Genomic DNA, 18,067 nt, shown 5'->3' on the forward strand with positions numbered 1-18,067 from the left:
ACCTCAGTTTTTCAGGGCTTCGAGTTGGGCGGGCAGGGCGTTGGCCCATGCGCTGATGGAGCCGGCACCAAGGCAGACAACCAGATCGCCCGGTTTGGCCGCAGCGGCGATGACTTCGGCCAGTTTTTCCGGTCCTTCAAGCGCACTGACATGGCGATGACCCCGGTTGCGCAATCCTTCGACCAGTGCATCGCGTGATGCGCCTTCGATCGGGGTTTCTCCGGCTTCATAGACATCGGCGACAATGACGTTGTCGGCATCGTTAAAGCAGGTGCAGAAATCTTCGAACAGGTCATGCAGGCGCGAATAGCGGTGCGGCTGCACCACGGCGATGACATTGTTCTGGGTCGCCTGACGGGCGGCTTTGAGCACCGCCTTGATTTCGACCGGGTGGTGACCGTAATCATCAATGATGGTGACACCATCAACTTCGCCGGTTTTGGTAAAGCGGCGTTTGACCCCGGTAAATCCGTCAAAGGCGGAAACGATTTTTTCATCCGGGATGCCAAGTTCAAGGGCGACCGTGATCGCGGCCAGCGAGTTTGACACGTTATGGTCGCCAACCATCGGCAGGCGGACATCCTTGATGATGCGTTCTTCGCTATCGACCCGTTCGCGGATGACGACGTCAAAGACGCTGTCGGAGATGTTGGTGCGCACATTGGTCGCGCGGACATCGGCCTGTGGCGAGAAACCGAAGGTGAAAATACGGCGGTCGGTGACCCGGCCAATCAGGGCCTGAACTTCGGGATGGTCAATGCACAAAACGGCAAAGCCGTAAAACGGGATGTTTTGAACAAAGTTTTTAAAGGCTTCGCGCAGTTGGTCGAAGTCCTTCCAGTGATCAAGATGTTCGGGATCGATGTTGGTGACAACCGAAATGGTCGAGGGGACCTTCACAAAGGTGCCATCCGACTCATCGGCCTCAACCACCATCCAGTCGCCATCGCCAAGGCGCGCATTGGTGCCGTATGAATTGATGATGCCGCCATTGATGACGGTCGGATCAAGGCCCGCCGCATCCAGCATGGTGGCAACAAGTGACGTGGTGGTGGTTTTGCCGTGCGTGCCGCCAACTGCAATTGCGGCCTTAAGGCGCATCAGTTCGGCCAGCATTTCAGAACGGCGAACAACCGGGATCATGTCGGCACGTGCGGCAATGACTTCGGGGTTGTCAGATTTAACCGCGGTTGAAATCACAACCACGTTGGCATCGGTGATGTTGCCAGCTTCGTGGCCGACAAAGACCTTAATGCCAAGACCACGCAGGCGCTGAACATTGGCATTGTCAGAGATGTCAGACCCTTGCACCGAATAGCCAAGGTTATGGAGAATTTCGGCAATACCGGACATACCGATGCCGCCAATACCGACAAAATGGATGGTGCCGATGTTGAGCGGCAGGGTGTTCATTGCGTGTCTCCTTGGTCTTTCTTACTTATGTTTTCTGCATCCGGGGTGCCTGCGGGGTTGAGACCCAGCATATCAAGCACCATATCGGCCAGCCGTTCGGCAGCATTGGCGCGTCCGGCGGTTTTGGCGGCCTTTGCCGCACGGGTCAAGGCCGCAGGATTGCGTAAAAGCTTTGCCAGCCGGTCGGTGACGGTTTCACTGGAAAAACGGTCTTGCGGCATCAGCCATGCGCCCCCGGCGTCTTCGACCTGCTGGGCATTAAAACGTTGATGATCATCAATGGCATGGGGGAGTGGCACCAGCAAGCCGGGACGCCCGGCAGCGGTCAATTCGGCCACGGTTGATGCGCCGGAACGGGCAATCACCAGATGGCAATCGCGCAGGCGTTCGGGGATGTCATCGATAAAGGATGCCAATGTCACATCAATGCCCGACCCGTCATAGGTCTTGCGCACCGCATTGATGTCTTCGTCGCGGGCTTGCTGGGTGACGACAAGGCGGGTGCGAATGCCTTCGGGCAGGTTGACCAGTGCGGTCGGCAGGATTTCGGACAGAACGCGCGCCCCCTGTGACCCGCCGGTGATCAGAAGTTTGATCGGGCCGTCTTCGGTCGGTACGTCATAGGTGCTGTTGGCAAGGGCGGCGACTTCGGCGCGCACCGGGTTGCCAGTCCAGATGACTTTGTTCTGATCGGTCGGATCAATCAGGGTGACAGTGGGAAATGAGGTGGCAATGCGTTTGGCAGACCCTGCCACCAACCGGTTGGCACGGCCCAAAACGGCGTTTTGTTCATGAATGGCAAACGGAATGCCCAGCCACTTGGCCGACATGGTGGCCGGGATCGAGGCATATCCGCCAAAGCCGATGACGACAGCCGGTTTGGCCTTTTTAATCATCGAGCGGGCTTTGAGCGTGCCAAGCCCAAGACGGGCAGCACCCATGAGGCGGCCTTTAAGGCCCTTACCGGCGATCCCGCCCGCGGGCAGGATGATGGTTTGCACCCCATCGACCCCGTCGGTATAGCGCGCAGCCCGGGCATCGGTGAAAAACAGCACCTTTGCGCCGCGCCGCACCAGCGCCTTTGACAGGGCAACGGCGGGGAACATGTGACCGCCCGTCCCGCCAGATGTCACAGCGATGACCTGCCCGGCAAGCGGGGCGTCATTGGTGGTGGAAATATCAGGTTGTGTGAGTTTCGTCATCTCGTCCACATGTTACACGACGGCACGCGCCAAGGTTCCCCCATCAAAACCCGACAAAGGTTAATATCCCTTCAAGCGGGGACGTTTGTAGGGCGGGAATTTGTCGTTTTTTTGGGACGGGGGTGTCGTTGGGATGTTTGAGGGCGGGGAAGGTGGTGACGTGCTGTTTAAGGCTGCGTTCGTGGTGGGATGGACTCCCGCCTTCGCGGGAGTGACGGTGTTTTGGGTGTTGGGGGATGTCGCCCTTTTGGCCGTCATTCCCGCGCAGGCGGGAATCCAGTGGTTAGCAGGCCGCTATTCGCCGCGGGTTAGGGCCAGAACTGCAATACCGATTGCAATGTGAATGGTGACCCTGCCGTCGTGAGGTCGGAACGGCAGGGTCATGCTTTTCGATGCGGGGTTGATCAGCTTATGGTTCGATTGTAATTGCGATTTTGCCAAGGAGACCGTTATTGCGGGTTTCCAGCCGGGCATGAGCAAGCGGAATGTCGGCGAGCGAATAGACCGCACCAACATGTGGTCGTAGCTGACCGCGTTCGATCAAGGCGCTTAACTCATCAAGCTTGCCGCGATTTTGCCGCGTGAAAACGAAGTGGAAGCTGGCGTTTTTGCCCCAAGCTTCGATAACGTTTTGCGGTTTTGCAATGTCGACAATCGAGACAACGCGGCCAAGCTGGGCGAGGGCATTGGGGCTGCGCGTCAATGTGTCGCCGCCAATGGTGTCGAAGATAACATCCACGCCATGACCGCCGGTTTCGCGCATGATGACGTCAACATAATCCTCTTTTTCGTAGTCGATGATGACATCCGCGCCCATGCTTCGGGCAAACTCAAACTGTGTGTCGCGCGCGGTTGTGAAAACCTTTGCGCCGATAGCTTTGGCCAGTTGGATCGCTACATGACCGACGCCGCCTGCGCCACCGTGTATCAGAATGCTTTCGCCGACCCTGAGGGCTGCGCGCACGACCAGTGCTTCCCACGCGGTTCCACCAACCAAGGTCAGGCTGGCGGCTTCGAGATGACTGAGTGAGGGGGGCTTGATCCCGATGATGCTTTCAGAAGCGACGTGGTACTCGGCATAGCTTCCGGGGCCGTCAAATATTTGGGGCGTGTACCAAACTTCGTCACCTGGCGCGAAGGCCGTTACGCCGGAGCCGACTTCTTCGACAACGCCGGAAACATCATGCCCGGTAATGGCGGGCAGGGGTACATAATCGGGATAGTCGCCGCGCCGGACTTGGTAATCCAACGGATTGATGGAAGTTGCATGTACGCGGACCAGAACTTGTCCTGCGTGGGGGACGGGCTTGGCAACGTCGGAAAGTTCGAACGATTCAGGGCCACCGAATGATTTCAGGATCTGGGCTTTCATTGTATTCCTCGTTTCGATAAAAAGAGATATCGGGATTTTTCGATGTAATGTGGGAAAAAACTACAGTTCTTTCCCTATGATCTCAGCAAGAGCGCTTATAGTTGCTTCATTCCGTTTGTAGTAAGTCCATTGCCCGATGCGCCTGACATCGACCAATCCTACACGTTGCAGGGTTGCAAGATAATCAGACACGGTTGACTGCGACAGTCCAACGCCTTCCTGGATGCTGCTGACGCAGACGCCCACCGTATGCACGTCACCTTCGTCCTGCGGAGGGAAGCTGTTCGCAGGGTCCTTCAAGCCTTTGAGGATTTCAAGGCGCGTACGGTTTGAGAGGGCTTTGAATATTTCGAGCATTTCCATATCGCGAGAATATCGAGATTTACCGATATGTCAATGCGAAATGTGATCACGGTCGAAGTGGTGCTGCTACAGGCCATTTCTTATGAAGTGATCACGCGGCACGCTGGACTCCCGCCTTCGCGGGAGAGACGGTGTTGGGCTGTTGTTTTGATGAGGTGTCATTCCCGCGAAGGCGGGAATCCATTGCGCACTGTTCGCGGGTCGGTTATTCGCCCGGACGTTTGCGGGTGAGGGCGAGAACAAAGCCCATGCCAATGGCGATGCCGATGGTGGCCGAGCCGCCGTAGGAAACAAACGGCAGGGTCATGCCCTTTGGCGGGACCAGTTGCAGGGTGGAGGCCATGTTGATGACCGCCTGCAAGCCGAACTGCACCAGAATGCCGGTTACCGCCAGCACGACGAACAGGTTGCGTTCGCCCATGAGGCGCGACAGGCCGCGCATGATGATGAAGGCAAAGACGCCGACGACCAGCACACAGAACAGCAAGCCGAATTCTTCGCCGGCCACGGCAAAGATAAAGTCGGAATGGGCATCGGGGATCGAGTTTTTGACCCAGCCTTCGCCGGGGCCGCGCCCCATGATGCCGCCGTTCATGAAAGCTTCCATCGAACGTTCGATTTGATAGTTGTCGCCCGATGCCGGATCAAGGAAGCGGTCCACGCGTGATTGCACGTGGGGTAAGATCAAATAGGCACTGACCGCAAGGCCAACAGCCCCCAAGCCCAGACAAAACACCAGAATGATCGGAAGGCCAGCGAGGAAGATTTGCACCGACCAGATGGAGGTCACAACCACCGTTTGCCCAAAATCAGGCTGGATCATCAGAAGGAAAATACACAGGGCCAGCATCAGGCTGCTGACGATGTAGCCGGGGAAATTGGGGTTAAGCCGACCTTCGGCAAACATCCATGCCACGACAACCGCAAAGGCCGGTTTTAGGAACTCGGACGGCTGAATTGTGACACCTGCAAGGTGGATCCAGCGCACCGCCCCCTTGATCTCCGAGCCGATGAACGGGGTGATGATCAAAAGGAAAATGACGCCAAGGAACATGATCGAGGCCAGCCTTCGGACCCATTTCACCGGCAGCAGTGAAATTGAGAACATGCAGGCGGCAGCAAGACCGAGAAAGACAAACTGGCGGGTGACGAAGTGGAAGCTATCGACATTGATGCGGTCGGCCACCGGCGGGCTTGCCGACATCACCAGAAGTGCGCCAATGCCCATCAGCAAAATGATGGCGGCAAGAAACCAGCGATCGACCGTCCACCACCAGATGCCCAGAACGGAGGTGTCCGCGCGGGAAAAGGCAATATTGGTATTATGACCAAACAGCGATTTCATGAGCGTTCCTGCGCGTTGGTGGCGAGATGGGCATAAATGTCGCGGAAGGCATCGCCGCGGGCTTCGAAACTTTTGAATTGATCGAACGACGCGCAGGCCGGGGTCAGCATGACCACCGGGGCGTCATCACCGTTGGTTTTGGCATCTTCAAACGCCGCCCTGGTGGCGACATCAAGGGTTTGGCATTTATCCCATGGCAGATCGGTACCGAGTGCGTCGGCAAACTCATTGGTGGCCGCCCCGATCAGATAGGCCTTCTTGATGTTGGGGTAGAATGCCTCAAGCCCGGCGATGCCGCCTTCCTTGGGTTTGCCGCCAACAATCCAGTAGATGTTTTGATAGGCCGAGAGTGCCTTGGCGGAGGCTTCGGCATTGGTGGCCTTGCTGTCATTGACAAAGACAACGCCGTCAATGGTGCCCAAGCGTTCCTGACGATGGGCGAGGCCGGGGAATGACAGGATGCCATCAATGATCCGGGTGGCATCAACACCGCGTGCGCGACAGAGCGCATAGGCAAAGGCAATGTTTTGCCAGTTATGTTTACCGGGCATCTGGGCAACGGTGGTGAGATCGAGAATACGGGTTTGTGCGCCCGAAATATCATCAATCAACCAGCCATCAGAAACATAAATACCGTGATCAACCGGTTGATTGATCGAAATTTCGATGATGTGGCGGCCGCCTTCGCGGGCCAGTTCGACCGACATTTTGGCGCAATTTTCATCATCAATCGAAATGATCGCCCATTTCGGGCCCTTGTTACGCGCAAAAATCTGATATTTTGCGCCGATATAGCCATCCATCCCGCCGTGACGATCCAGATGGTCGGGCGTGATGTTTAAAAGTGCGCAGGCATCAAAGGCGGCGTCGGCCAGCAGATCAAGTTGATAGGACGACAGTTCAAGCACCAGACAATCATCAGGACCGGATGGTTCAAGACCAAGGGCGGCATTGCCAAGATTGCCCCCGGCCTGCGTTTTGATCCCGGCACCGGCCAGAATATGGGCGGTAAGCGCAGTTGTGGTGGATTTGCCATTGGTGCCGGTGATCGCCAAGGTCGGCACATCGGGTTGGGCGGTACAGAGCAATTCAACGTCGCAAATGATCGGCACACCGGCCCGGCGTGCCTTTTCGGCCGCCGGGTGCGGGGTCGGGAAGGTGGACGGGATGCCGGGGCTTATGACCAGCATGTCGGGTTCGGTCCAGTCACACTCAACCAGATTGATCGGGGCCAAGCCCAATGGTTCGATCAGATCACGACCCGATGCGTTGTCATCCCACGCCCAGACAATCGCACCGGCATTGATCAATGCCTTCACACTGGCAAGACCCGATTTGCCGAGCCCCAGAACCGCGATGGTTTTGCCGCGCAAGTGTGAAAGATCAATCAAGGGTGTTTTCCTTAGCGAAGTTTAAGGGTGGCAAGCCCGACAAGGGCAAGGATCACGGCGATGATCCAGAAACGAATGACGATGGTTGCTTCCTGCCAGCCCTTTTTTTCAAAATGGTGATGCAGGGGCGCCATGCGAAATACACGCTTTCCGGTCAGTTTGAACGAGCCGACCTGAATGATTACCGACAGGGTTTCAAGCACAAACAAGCCACCAATGATGGCCAGAACCAGTTCGTGTTTGGTGACAACCGACACAGCCCCAAGTGCGCCGCCCAAGGCAAGCGACCCGGTATCGCCCATAAACACCATGGCAGGCGGGGCGTTGTACCACAGGAACCCAAGGCCAGCACCGACCAGCGCGCCAAGGAAAATGGTGAGTTCGCCTGATCCGGCGACGTAATGGACCTGAAGATATTCGGCAAATTGGATGTTGCCGATCAGATAGGTGATCAGCGCAAAACTGGCCGCGGCAATCATGACCGGCACAATCGCAAGCCCGTCGAGCCCATCGGTCAGGTTGACGGAGTTTGACGCCCCGACCATGACAAACATGGCAAACGGGATAAAGAACCAGCCGAGATCAAGCAGGTAGTTCTTGAAAAACGGGAAGGCCAGTGCGGTCGAAAGCGGATCGGCGGTGTTATAAGAAATCCAGAAGGCGGCAAGGGCGGCAATGGAAAACTGACCGAGCAGCTTTATCTTGCCGGGTAAGCCCTTGGTGTTTTTCTTTGACACCTTGAGGAAGTCATCAAGGAAGCCGAGGAACCCATAGCCGATGGTGACGAGTAAAACCGCCCAGACATAGGCATTGGTCAGATCGGCCCATAACAGGGTGGCGATCGATGTTGAAATCAACAGCAAAAGACCGCCCATGGTGGGCGTGCCTTTTTTGGTCAGAAGGTGACCTTCCGGGCCGTCTTCGCGGATCGGCTGACCTTCGCTTTGTTTGGACCGCAACCAGCGGATCAGGGACGGGCCCAGAACAAAAGCAAGGATAAGCGATGTTATGATCGCGCCGCCTGTGCGGAACGTGATGTACCGAAACAGGTTGAAAACCGGCATCTGATCGGCCAGCGGATAAAGCAGATTATAGAGCATTGCTCTTGTCGTTCCTTCTGCGACGAATTTCTATTGGGGTGCGGGTTTGTCGACCACGCCGCCCGATTTTAACGCCGATACAATTTTCGAAACGTAAATGCCAAGCGATCCTTTGATCAAAACCACGTCGCCGGGCTTAAGATCGGCCTTAATCGGCGCAATTGCGGCATCCGCAGTTTCGAAATGTCCGGCATTTATGGCGTCCGGCAGGGTTTTATCAAGCTCAGCCATCAAGGGACCGACACAATAAACCCGGTTAATTTCCATCGCGGTCAAAGGGTGATGAAGGTCAGCATGCATTTTAACCGCATCATCGCCCAGTTCGCGCATGTCGCCCAGAACCGCGATCTTGCGGCCGCCCTCAGCGGGTTTGCTTTGGGCCAGAACCTTGATCCCGGCCATCATCGAGGTCGGGTTGGCGTTATAGGCATCATCAATCAGGGTAAAGGTGCCATCACCCGAGGGCAGTTTGACCGTGGATGTTTCGCCCCGGCCTGCAGGCGGGGTAACATCGGCCAGGTCGCGGGCGGCGCGTTCGACATCCGCACCAATGGCCGCGACACAGCCCAGAACCGCGAGTGAATTGATCACCCAGTGTTCGCCGGGGCAGCCGATGAAATATTCCAGTTCATGGCCATCAATGCGCGCGCGCACCGCACTGCCATCATTGACGATGTTGGCTTCAAACAGGCGGTAATTGGCAACCGCATCGGTGCCAAATGATTTGATGTCGGTCAGGCCCAGTTCCTTGGCCCGGCGTGCCAGTGCGAAATAATGCAGATTGTCACGGTTGAGGATGACCGCGCCATTTTTGTTCAGACCGTCAAAAATTTCGGCCTTGGCCATGGCGATTTCGGCTTCGTCCTTGAAATATTCGGTGTGCGCGCCGACGACGGTGGTGATCATGGCAACCGATGGTTTGACCATCTTAACCAGCGGGCTGATTTCGCCGGGATGGTTCATGCCGATTTCAAGAACGCCGTATTGGGCGTCGACCGGAAGGGTCGCCAGACTGATCGGAACACCCCAATGGTTGTTAAAGCTGGCCGGGCTGGCGTGGGTTTTGCCCTGCTGGCTGAGCACGTATTTCAACGCTTCCTTGGTGCCGGTTTTACCGACACTGCCGGTGATGGCGACGATTTTGGCGTTGCTTCGTGCACGCCCGGCGTCGCCCAGACGGTTCAGGGCGGCCATGGTGTCATCGACCAGAAGGATTTTATCGGGATCGGTAATGCCGGTCGCGTCATCGACCATGACGGCGGACGCACCGGCATCAAGGGCGGCCTGCGCAAATGTGTGGCCGTCAAAATTCGGGCCCTTAAGGGCGATGAACAGATCGCCCTTGGTGACCTTGCGGCTGTCGATTGAGATGCCCGATACCGTCCAGTCGCCGGATGTTGTGCCACCGGTTGCGGTTTGGGCATCTTGTGCCGTCCATAAAACAGCCTTGGTCATAGGGTTACTTTCTTTCTCATCAGGCCGTTACGACCAGGGTGCCGTAACGGGAATTTATGGTCAGTTGCCACCGGCAAGGATGCTGCGCGCAACCGATGCATCATCAAACGGCATCACCTGATCGCCGATGATCTGGCCGCGTTCGTGGCCCTTGCCCGCGATGATCAAAACATCATTGCGTTGCAGGATGCCAATGCCGCGTTTGATCGCATCTGCGCGGTCGCCAATTTCAATGCCGCCGTCACATGCCTTTTTGATGGCAGCGCGAATGGTGGCGGGATTTTCGCTGCGCGGGTTGTCATCAGTGATGATGGCAATATCGGCGAAATCCTGTGCGACCTTGCCCATCAGCGGGCGTTTGCCGGTATCACGATCCCCACCCGCGCCAAAGACACAGACAATGCGTCCTTTGCAATGCGGACGGACAGCCTTGATCACGGTTTCAAGCGCATCGGGGGTATGGGCGTAATCAACAAACACCGGGGCGCCAAAGCTGGTTTTGCCAACCAGTTCCATGCGACCCCGCACACCTTCAAGCTTTTCAAGGGCGAGAACCGCCGGGTCGATATCGGCACCCGAGGCGATGACAATCGCAAGGGCGGCGAGCGCGTTCATCACCTGAAAACTGCCCATCAGCGGGAGGTGAATTTTGTATTCACCCTTGTTTGCCAGAAGGGTCAGTTTGGTGCCGGTACTATCAGGAACGGCGGAGACCAGTTTGATGTCATCGGCATTTTCGCCGTAGGACATTACGGTTAAGCCGCGCTTTTCGCACATGGCTTTCAGCGTCGCGAACTGTTCGACATCGGCGTTCAGCACCGCAGTGCCATCAGCCACCAGAAGGTCGGAAAACAGGCGGGCCTTGGCGGCGAAGTATTTGTCAAAGCTGCCGTGGTAATCAAGATGATCGCGCGACAGGTTGGTAAAGGCAGCCACGGTGACCTTGACCCCGTCAAGGCGATGCTGGTCGAGCCCGTGCGAGCTTGCCTCCATCGCGACGTGGGTGACACCGATTTCATACATTTCATTGAGACCCTGATGCAGGGCAACCGGGTCTGGCGTGGTGAGCGAACCGGGGATTTTTGCGCCCGCGGCGCGAATGCCAAGGGTGCCGATGGAACCCGACATATTGCCCATGATCGTCCAGAGCTGTTCGGTAAAGATCGCGGTCGATGTTTTGCCGTTGGTGCCGGTGATTGCCGCGATGTTGGCAGGTTGCTGCCCATAAAAGCGCGCAGCAAGCTGTGCGTAGCGCTTTCGCGGGTTTTCAACCGGGATCAGGGGAACCGTCGGGGCACTTGGACGGGGCGTTCCGTCCTTGGCCAAAATGGCGGCGGCGCCGAGCTTGATCGCATCGGCGATGTATTTCGAGCCGTCGTCCTTGGCACCAGACAGGGCGGCAAAGATATAGCCATCCTTTACGGTGCGTGAGTCTGCTGTCAGGCCCGTGATATCCGGGTCCTGTCCTTGGGCATGTTTAAGTGCCGCTTGATCACCTGCCATGAGTTCAGAAAGACGCAAGTTTGCGTTCCCCTTTGCGAAGTTCAATCTGCAACGCTTGCTCGATCTCCGGCGCCTTCGCATTCGCCGGTTCAATGCCCAAAAGGGGAGCAATACGTGTCACAACCTTGCCAACCGCAGGGGCGGACACCCATCCTGCTGTGGCAAATCCATAGGTTTTTTTTGTGCCTTTGGGCTCGTCTAGCGTCACCAGAACCACATATTTCGGGTCCTGCATCGGGAAGGCGGCGACAAAGGTCGACATGCGGGCGTTCTTTACGTAGCGCCCGTTCACGAGTTTTTCCGAGGTGCCGGTCTTCCCGCCAAGGAAGTAGCCCGCCACTTCGGCGTTTTTGCCCGATCCTTCGGTCACAACCAGACGCATCAAACGACGCATCAGGTCAGACGTTTCTCGGGAAAAGACACGTTCGCCTGCCGGGGCACCGTCTTGTCTGAGGACGGTGGACGGGCGGCGAATACCACCGTTTGCAATGGTGGAAATACCGTTGACGACCTGAAGCGGGGTGACGGCAATGCCGTGACCAAAGGCAATGGTCATGGTGTTGATTTCACGCCACGGATTGGGCACAAGTGGCCCGCCGACTTCAGGAAGTTCGATTTCTGGCTTGTCGAGCATGCCAAGCTTTTTGAGGTATTTTTGCTGGGTCGCGCCGCCAAAGGCCATCGCCATACGGGCCGAACCGATGTTCGAGCTATGGACCAGAATTTCCGGCACGGTCAGCCAGCGGTTCTCGGCGTGGTAATCACGGATCGAGAAGCGCGCAACGCGCAGTGGTTCGGTGGCATCGAAAACCGAGTTCAGGTTTGCCGAGCCGGTCTCAAGCGCGATTGCAGTGTTAAACAGTTTGAACACCGAACCCATTTCATAAACGCCCAGCGTGCTGCGGTTGAACCGCGCATCCGCAGGCGCCTGACCGGGGCGGTGCGGGTCAAAATTGGGAAGGGACGTCATGGCGATGACTTCGCCGGTGTAGACATCCATCACAAGCCCGGCAGCGCCAACCGCACTGTAGGTTTCCATCGCACTTTCGACTTCTTCCTCAAGCGCGTATTGCACCCGGGTATCGACCGACAATTGCAAAGGGCCGTTGTTGATGCGCAGTTCGTTATCAAATTCGCGTTCGGCACCGGCAATGCCGTTGTTATCGATATCGGTAAAGCCAAGCACGTGTGAGAACAGGCGGCCATGCGGGTAAACGCGGCGTTCTTCACGTTGGAAATTCAGACCGGGAACGCCCAGCGAGTTGACTTCATATTGCTGTTCGGGAGTCAGGTTGCGGCGGATCCAGACGAAGGCCTTGCGCGAGCTTAAATGCCGGATCAGCGTATCGCGGTCCAGATCGGGCAGGGCTGTTAGCAGCATGTCGGCGGACTCAACCGGGTCCTTTACCACGCGGGCGTCGGCATAAAGCGAATTGGTCGGAAGATCGGTGGCAAGCAAAATGCCGTTGCGATCGACGATGTCGGCGCGTTCGGTTTTAAGTTCGCGCGCATCGGTTCCCGAGGCCACAGCAGGTTCGTTGCCCTGACGCAAAACAGAAGCATCGACCAGACCATAGGTGATCCAGGTAAAGCCAACGATGAACATCGCGCCGGTGATGAAAATGCGGTTACGTGCAGTTTCAATCGCCAGACGTTCACGTTGATCGGGTCCGAGTTCCGGACGATCCCCGCGCAGCCAGTATGAGAAACGCATGAAGCTCATCGCGTGCCTCCTGCGGTGGCGGCGACCGAGGGGGCATCAATGATCATGGCGTCGGCGGCCTCGTCAGACATCAGATCGCCCGGTCGGGCACGCGGGAGCGGCAGGAAGGCAACTGCCTCGCCAAATTTGTCCAGACGATAAAGATGCTGATCGGCATTTTCGGGCAGGTCATCGATGCTGGCCATCTGGAGAATATCGATCTGCGCCAGGCTGAGATATTGCTGGGATAACCGTTCGATCCGTTCAGGATTGTTCAGGTAGCTCCATTCGGCCTGAAGCACATGGATGGTTTCCTGTTCGGCCAGAATATCGGACTGAATATCAGCGTAGCGTTTTTCAAGGCGTTCGACTTCGTGACTGACCCAATAGGTGCCAGTCCCAATCAGGATGGTCAGAAGCAAGCCGATAATTGTCACCGCGCGGGTCATTCTTTACCCCCTTGCGCAGTCGTCGCAGGCTGATCGTTGCGGGCAACCGCACGCAGTTTGGCCGACCGCGCACGCGGGTTGGCGCGAATTTCGTCCTTCTGGCCGGTGACGGCCTTGCGGGTGATGGTCGTGAAGGTCGGCGTTGCGACTTCGGGTTCGCCCGGAAGACGACGCGACATTTTGTTCGGATCGCCCGAACGTTCCTTCATAAATGTTTTGACCTGACGGTCTTCAAGCGAATGGAAGGTCACAACCACCAGACGGCCACCGGGTTTCAGCAAAGTTTCGGCCGCAGCCATCGCGCGTTCAAGTTCGCCAAGTTCGTCATTTACAAAAATGCGCAGCGCCTGAAACGTGCGGGTGGCCGGATCAATGCCGTCCTTGGATTTGCGCACGACCGAGCGCACCGCACGGGCAAGCTGGGATGTCGTGGTAAAGGGTTCTTCGGCGCGCATTTCCATGATTTTACGCGCGACCTTGCGCGAGGCGCGTTCTTCGCCGTAGCGGTAAATGACGTTGGCGATGTCTTCTTCTTCGGCGGTGTTGATGAAATCAGCCGCCGTTGGACCCGACATTGACATGCGCATATCAAGCGGGCCATCGGTGCGGAATGAAAAGCCGCGATCCGCCTGATCAATCTGCATCGATGAAACGCCGATATCAAGCACGATGCCGTCAACTTGTGGTGCGCCAGCAGCGGGGATCAGTTTACCGATCTCGCCAAAGCATCCTTCGACCATGTGGAAGCGACCGTTGTAGTCGGCTTCCATTTTCTGGCCGTTGGCAACCGCAGTCGGGTCGCGGTCAATGCCAAACAGCTCACACTGGGCGGAATCAAGAATGGCGCGGGAGTAACCGCCTGCGCCAAACGTACCATCCACCATGATTTCGCCGTCACCGGGTGCAAGAGCGTCAAGCACCTCGCGGAGCAAAACCGGTTTGTGCGGGCGATCTTCTGTCGCAAAGCTGATGTCCTGATCGGTCATGATGCATCCTCCTCGGTCGGGGCACGCGGGCGTGTGCCGTTCGAGGGTTCAGTCATCGGTTTGAGTTTGAGTGTCGCGCCACGGTTCAACGTTCGGGTCCGGCTGGCATCTTGCAGGGGTGTAAAGATGTCAGGGTTCCACAGACGGAAGGTGCGACCACGGCCAACAAAGGCGACCTGATCTTCGATGCGGGCATATTCGATGAGTTCGGCGGGCAGAATGATGCGGCCTTCGCCGTCATAGGGCAGCATGTGCGAGGAGCCAAGGATGGTATCGGCCAGATCGTCGGCCTCGTCCGAGAACATGTCGAGTTCATCAAGCGATGCTGCGATGCGCTCCATATGGCTTTCGCTGCAGCCTTCAAGGGCGCTTTCCTTGTGGGATTGATACAGGTAGATGCCAGCGAATTCTTCACGTTCAAGGGCCGCACGGAACCGCTTGGGGACGGATACGCGTCCCTTCCGGTCCAGCTTGTGAATGTGCGTCCCTGTGAACAGCACTTCGCCATTCCCCTGATCAAAAAAACCAATTCAAAAACAGGTTCCCAAATGGGAGGTCAGATGACCGGTTGCTGTTTGAAATGGATATGCCCCGCATGGCACAGAAATTATGCCTGCTTATGGGGTACCATGGGAAATGATGGGGGTCAATGGGATTTGATGGGTTCAGATGTGACGTTTTAGGGTATTCCCAGTGCTTCCGGTGTATATGCAGAAAGCCTGATTTCCGCCAAAAACGCTTTGAATCACGGTGTTATCCATCTCCTGCCCATGAAATCCCAAAGGTGGTCCATGGGAACCCATGGGGGCGCTTAAAAACGGGTGTATGGGTTCTTATGGACGCGGCGTGTTTGGTGTAGCTTGCGGGCATGACATACGAAGACAATTTGCGATTTAAGCCCCAATCGGGTTTGATGCGCGGATAAACTCCTGCAAGATGTCAGGATCGGAACGTGTCCTGCGCGGCATGCAGGACGGGACTTAAAGACAGCAACAGATACTGGCGCGGGGCAGCGTCAGTGAGATGAAGGACGCGATTGTTGCGGATAAAAGCTGCCATTTTCTTAATGAGTTGTGCGTTTTTGGCGATATCGATCACGCCAAGCGGCGTGGTTCCCTATGTGCAGGGTGTTCATGCGCAAGGTTTGACGCTGGATCAGGCCGGGGGTGGATCAGGATCAACTTCGCCCGAGGTTACATCGCCGCAAATGCGCGAACTTCTGCCGCTGATTATGAAGCAACTGCAAAATAACCCTGAACTGATGTCGCGATTTGGCATGGGGGGATTGGGCGGACTATCCGGTCTGTCGGGGCTTGATGGTGCGGGCGCGGGTGATGGTGCTGGAATGACCGGCATTCCGGGTGCCGGGACCAATGTTCCCGGCCTGAATGAGGCGATTGCCAAGGCACTGGCGGAAAAAAACGGCGGAACCGGCGTGGTGCCACAGGGGATCCCCGAACAGGTCAAGCTGTACCGCGAACAATTCCACCCGGTTGATATTGATCAGGATGGTCGCATTGGTGCGGAAGAGGCCGCATCCTATGCCAGCTGGATGTTTCGGCGGCGCGATATCAACGGTGATAGTGTGCTGGTCGTGCGGGAATTTTCCGCCGTCGAACAACTGCCCGGATCGCCCGAAGCCAACCGGCAGCGGCTGCGCACCGAGAGCCGTCGTCTGGAATTATTGTTCGCGCAGTATGATACCGATAAGGACAGTATGATCAGCAAGGATGAATTCCTAGCCCAAGCCAAAAGTGCGTTTGATGAGAAACGCGGAACCGAACCGGATGTTGATCCGTTTACATTCCAGACGGTACTGCCGTTCTAGGGTCAGGACGGCGTCACGGAAGTTTCACGCCCCAACAGGTTGTTTCCCGGTTTTGATGGCCGGGTGTATATCAGACACGCATGACAAAAACTGATCCATAATTTGGCCCATAATCTGGCCGCGATCAAACGACAGGCCAGCGCCGACGGAGAGAGGCCATGGACACCAACGAATTTTTCGCACCCGCACGTACGACATCCGATGAGGGCGGCAGCCGCAGCGAAAATGCCCCCGATACAGAAACGCATGATGGCGCATCTGGCGCGGCTGCGACGGAAGCGGGCGTTGCCAAGGTGCCAGATGTTTTGGATGTTTCGAGTGTTTCGGGCGATGAAACAACCGCGACACCATCGGGTAAGTCGCCCGTGTCAAAGGCACCTCGGACGCCGGTCTGGGTGGATCTTTTGTCGCCAAGCAATGATGAAATCCACGAAATCGAAAAACGATTTGGCATTGAAGTTCCGACCCGCGAAGAAATGCAGGAAATTGAGCTGTCATCGCGTTTGTATGATGAAGATGGCGCGTTGTTCATGACGGTATCGGTGTTGAACCGGGCGGCATCGGACGCACCGCAAACCGCTGCGGTAACGTTCATTCTGGTCAAGAAAACCCTGATTACCCTGCGCTATGCCGATCCGGTGCCGTTTAAAACCTTTATCCGCCGGGTCAACCGCAGCCCATCGCTTGCCCACAGTGCCGAGACGGTTTTGTTTGGATTGCTCGAACAGATTGTTGATCGCCTGGCGGACGTGATGGAGCAAGCGGCGGCCGACCTTGAAGGGCTGTCCAATCAGGTTTTTGCCAGTCCTGAGGATCGGAAATCAGATCAGGGACATCAGGAAACCCTGCGTCAGATCGGGCGGGCAGGCAACCTTTCGGGCAAGGCCAAGGACAGTTTGTTGAACCTGCATCGGCTTGGCTTGTTTCTGTCGACACAGGCGCGGCTGAAAAAGGACGCCAAGGCGCGGCTTAAGGTTATCTCGCGCGATATCGTGTCGATTACCGAGCACGCCAATTTCATCGCCAATAAAGTCACGTTCCTGCTGGATGCGACGCTGGGCATGATCAGTCTTGAGCAAAACAACATCATCAAGATTTTCTCGGTCGCAGCGGCGGCCTTTTTGCCGCCAACCCTGATTGCCAGCATTTACGGCATGAATTTCGAGGTCATGCCCGAACTTGACTGGCAATTTGGCTATCCGGTGGCGATTGGCTTGATGGTTCTGTCGGCGGTGTTGCCGCTTTGGTATTTCAAGCGGAAGGGCTGGCTTTAGGGCAGGCTTCGGAATTTAAGCAGTTTGGCGAGATTGGTGGGGTAATTGTCCTTTGTGCCATGGTTTTTTTTGGTAGATTGCGCGACCTTCTCACCGGATATCGCGGAGCTATGGATATGTCGAAGATCGCCTTGATTATGATTGACTGGCAACAAGGGTTTGATGACCTTGCCTATTGGGGAAACCGCAATAATCCGGATGCGGAAACCAACGGAGCAAAGCTTCTGACCCATTGGCGCAAGGCCGGATTGCCGGTTATTCATGTCAAACATGACTCGACCGCGCCGCAATCGCGCCTGCATCCATCCCATGCGGGCAATGCGATCAAGGATATTGTCGCCCCGATTTCCGGCGAGCTGGTCTATGGCAAGAATGTCAATTCGGCCTTTATCGGGACAACGCTTGAGGCGGACTTGCGGGCACAGGGGATTTCAAAGCTGGTTCTGTGCGGGATTACGACGGACCATTGTGTGAACACGACAACCCGCATGGCGGGGAATCTTGGCTTTGACGCGACGATTGCCGCAGATGCCTGTGCGACCTTTGATCGCCAATTGCCCGATGGGCGCGTGTTTGGCGCAGATGTGGTTCATGACGTGGCGCTGGCCAGCCTTAATGGTGAATTTGCCGCGGTCAAAACAGTCGCACAGATCATTGACGGGTGATCGGCAATTGACTTGCGTT

At 56.5% G+C, this 18,067-nt stretch carries 16 protein-coding genes; 3 read left to right on the plus strand and 13 right to left on the minus strand.

Annotated features, from left to right (window positions below):
• Window positions 1-3: 3 nt before the first annotated feature.
• From murC to K355_RS0114705, 13 genes are all read right to left on the minus strand, one after another.
• A complete protein-coding gene (murC, locus tag K355_RS0114640) occupies window positions 4-1,413 on the minus strand; it encodes a UDP-N-acetylmuramate--L-alanine ligase (protein WP_022732904.1) in 1,410 nt (469 codons plus the stop codon).
• A complete protein-coding gene (gene murG, locus K355_RS0114645; RefSeq protein WP_022732905.1) occupies window positions 1,410-2,615 on the minus strand; it encodes an undecaprenyldiphospho-muramoylpentapeptide beta-N-acetylglucosaminyltransferase in 1,206 nt (401 codons plus the stop codon). The genes murC and murG overlap by 4 nt, the downstream gene beginning before the upstream one ends.
• A 409-nt stretch (window positions 2,616-3,024) precedes the next feature.
• A complete protein-coding gene (locus K355_RS0114655) occupies window positions 3,025-3,987 on the minus strand; it encodes a zinc-dependent alcohol dehydrogenase family protein (protein ID WP_022732907.1) in 963 nt (320 codons plus the stop codon).
• 60 nt (window positions 3,988-4,047) lie between these two features.
• Window positions 4,048-4,350 carry an ArsR/SmtB family transcription factor gene (locus K355_RS0114660; RefSeq protein ID WP_022732908.1) on the minus strand — a complete coding sequence of 101 codons (303 nt, stop codon included), beginning with the start codon at window positions 4,348-4,350 and terminating at the stop codon, window positions 4,048-4,050.
• Between the two features lie 205 nt (window positions 4,351-4,555).
• On the minus strand, window positions 4,556-5,695 hold the full coding sequence (gene ftsW, locus K355_RS0114665) for a putative lipid II flippase FtsW (RefSeq protein ID WP_022732909.1): 1,140 nt from the start codon (window positions 5,693-5,695) through the stop codon (window positions 4,556-4,558).
• On the minus strand, window positions 5,692-7,086 hold the full coding sequence (murD, locus tag K355_RS0114670; protein ID WP_022732910.1) for a UDP-N-acetylmuramoyl-L-alanine--D-glutamate ligase: 1,395 nt from the start codon (window positions 7,084-7,086) through the stop codon (window positions 5,692-5,694). The genes ftsW and murD overlap by 4 nt, the downstream gene beginning before the upstream one ends.
• A gap of 11 nt (window positions 7,087-7,097) precedes the next feature.
• Window positions 7,098-8,186: a phospho-N-acetylmuramoyl-pentapeptide-transferase gene (gene mraY / locus K355_RS0114675; RefSeq protein WP_022732911.1), complete on the minus strand. Its 1,089-nt coding sequence runs from the start codon at window positions 8,184-8,186 to the stop codon at window positions 7,098-7,100.
• 30 nt (window positions 8,187-8,216) lie between these two features.
• Entirely contained in the window at window positions 8,217-9,641 is a 1,425-nt protein-coding gene (locus K355_RS24105) for a UDP-N-acetylmuramoyl-tripeptide--D-alanyl-D-alanine ligase (protein WP_022732912.1), read from the minus strand.
• Between the two features lie 60 nt (window positions 9,642-9,701).
• Complete coding sequence (locus tag K355_RS0114685) at window positions 9,702-11,162, minus strand: UDP-N-acetylmuramoyl-L-alanyl-D-glutamate--2,6-diaminopimelate ligase (protein ID WP_022732913.1); 1,461 nt, start codon at window positions 11,160-11,162, stop codon at window positions 9,702-9,704.
• Window positions 11,149-12,867: a peptidoglycan D,D-transpeptidase FtsI family protein gene (locus tag K355_RS0114690; RefSeq protein ID WP_022732914.1), complete on the minus strand. Its 1,719-nt coding sequence runs from the start codon at window positions 12,865-12,867 to the stop codon at window positions 11,149-11,151. The genes K355_RS0114685 and K355_RS0114690 overlap by 14 nt, the downstream gene beginning before the upstream one ends.
• Window positions 12,864-13,295: a cell division protein FtsL gene (ftsL, locus tag K355_RS0114695; RefSeq protein ID WP_022732915.1), complete on the minus strand. Its 432-nt coding sequence runs from the start codon at window positions 13,293-13,295 to the stop codon at window positions 12,864-12,866. Before ftsL ends, K355_RS0114690 begins: the two co-directional genes overlap by 4 nt.
• Window positions 13,292-14,281, minus strand: a complete 990-nt coding sequence (rsmH, locus tag K355_RS0114700) for a 16S rRNA (cytosine(1402)-N(4))-methyltransferase RsmH (protein WP_022732916.1) — start codon at window positions 14,279-14,281, stop codon at window positions 13,292-13,294. The genes ftsL and rsmH overlap by 4 nt, the downstream gene beginning before the upstream one ends.
• A complete protein-coding gene (locus K355_RS0114705; protein ID WP_022732917.1) occupies window positions 14,278-14,781 on the minus strand; it encodes a division/cell wall cluster transcriptional repressor MraZ in 504 nt (167 codons plus the stop codon). The genes rsmH and K355_RS0114705 overlap by 4 nt, the downstream gene beginning before the upstream one ends.
• Before the next feature lie 581 nt (window positions 14,782-15,362).
• On the opposite strand from K355_RS0114705, the gene K355_RS0114710 reads away from it, so the two are divergent.
• The 3 genes from K355_RS0114710 (at window position 15,363) to K355_RS0114720 (ending at window position 18,048) form a co-directional block, all read left to right on the plus strand.
• The gene (locus K355_RS0114710; protein ID WP_245562954.1) at window positions 15,363-16,109 is read left to right on the plus strand and encodes an EF-hand domain-containing protein; all 747 of its coding nucleotides are present in this window, start codon (window positions 15,363-15,365) and stop codon (window positions 16,107-16,109) included.
• A gap of 158 nt (window positions 16,110-16,267) precedes the next feature.
• Window positions 16,268-17,383, plus strand: coding sequence for a magnesium/cobalt transporter CorA (gene corA / locus K355_RS0114715; protein WP_022732919.1), 1,116 nt, complete (start codon window positions 16,268-16,270; stop codon window positions 17,381-17,383).
• 116 nt (window positions 17,384-17,499) lie between these two features.
• Window positions 17,500-18,048 carry a cysteine hydrolase family protein gene (locus K355_RS0114720; protein ID WP_081649534.1) on the plus strand — a complete coding sequence of 183 codons (549 nt, stop codon included), beginning with the start codon at window positions 17,500-17,502 and terminating at the stop codon, window positions 18,046-18,048.
• The last annotated feature ends 19 nt before the right edge of the window (window positions 18,049-18,067 follow it).

Origin of the sequence: Thalassospira lucentensis MCCC 1A00383 = DSM 14000 (genome assembly GCF_000421265.1) — a bacterium.
In the GTDB taxonomy this organism is placed as follows: Bacteria; Pseudomonadota; Alphaproteobacteria; order Rhodospirillales; family Thalassospiraceae; genus Thalassospira; species Thalassospira lucentensis.

What these genes read in the sequence shown, in the direction of transcription:
- ftsL (WP_022732915.1), bottom strand. Translation starts at nt 13,295, where the DNA reads ATGACCCGCGCGGTGACAATTATCGGCTTGCTTCTGACCATCCTGATT.
- ftsW (WP_022732909.1), bottom strand. Translation starts at nt 5,695, where the DNA reads ATGAAATCGCTGTTTGGTCATAATACCAATATTGCCTTTTCCCGCGCG.
- rsmH (WP_022732916.1), bottom strand. Translation starts at nt 14,281, where the DNA reads ATGACCGATCAGGACATCAGCTTTGCGACAGAAGATCGCCCGCACAAA.
- mraY (WP_022732911.1), bottom strand. Translation starts at nt 8,186, where the DNA reads ATGCTCTATAATCTGCTTTATCCGCTGGCCGATCAGATGCCGGTTTTC.
- murG (WP_022732905.1), bottom strand. Translation starts at nt 2,615, where the DNA reads ATGACGAAACTCACACAACCTGATATTTCCACCACCAATGACGCCCCG.
- K355_RS0114655 (WP_022732907.1), bottom strand. Translation starts at nt 3,987, where the DNA reads ATGAAAGCCCAGATCCTGAAATCATTCGGTGGCCCTGAATCGTTCGAA.
- K355_RS24105 (WP_022732912.1), bottom strand. Translation starts at nt 9,641, where the DNA reads ATGACCAAGGCTGTTTTATGGACGGCACAAGATGCCCAAACCGCAACC.
- murC (WP_022732904.1), bottom strand. Translation starts at nt 1,413, where the DNA reads ATGAACACCCTGCCGCTCAACATCGGCACCATCCATTTTGTCGGTATT.
- corA (WP_022732919.1), top strand. Translation starts at nt 16,268, where the DNA reads ATGGACACCAACGAATTTTTCGCACCCGCACGTACGACATCCGATGAG.
- K355_RS0114690 (WP_022732914.1), bottom strand. Translation starts at nt 12,867, where the DNA reads ATGAGCTTCATGCGTTTCTCATACTGGCTGCGCGGGGATCGTCCGGAA.
- K355_RS0114720 (WP_081649534.1), top strand. Translation starts at nt 17,500, where the DNA reads ATGTCGAAGATCGCCTTGATTATGATTGACTGGCAACAAGGGTTTGAT.
- K355_RS0114660 (WP_022732908.1), bottom strand. Translation starts at nt 4,350, where the DNA reads ATGGAAATGCTCGAAATATTCAAAGCCCTCTCAAACCGTACGCGCCTT.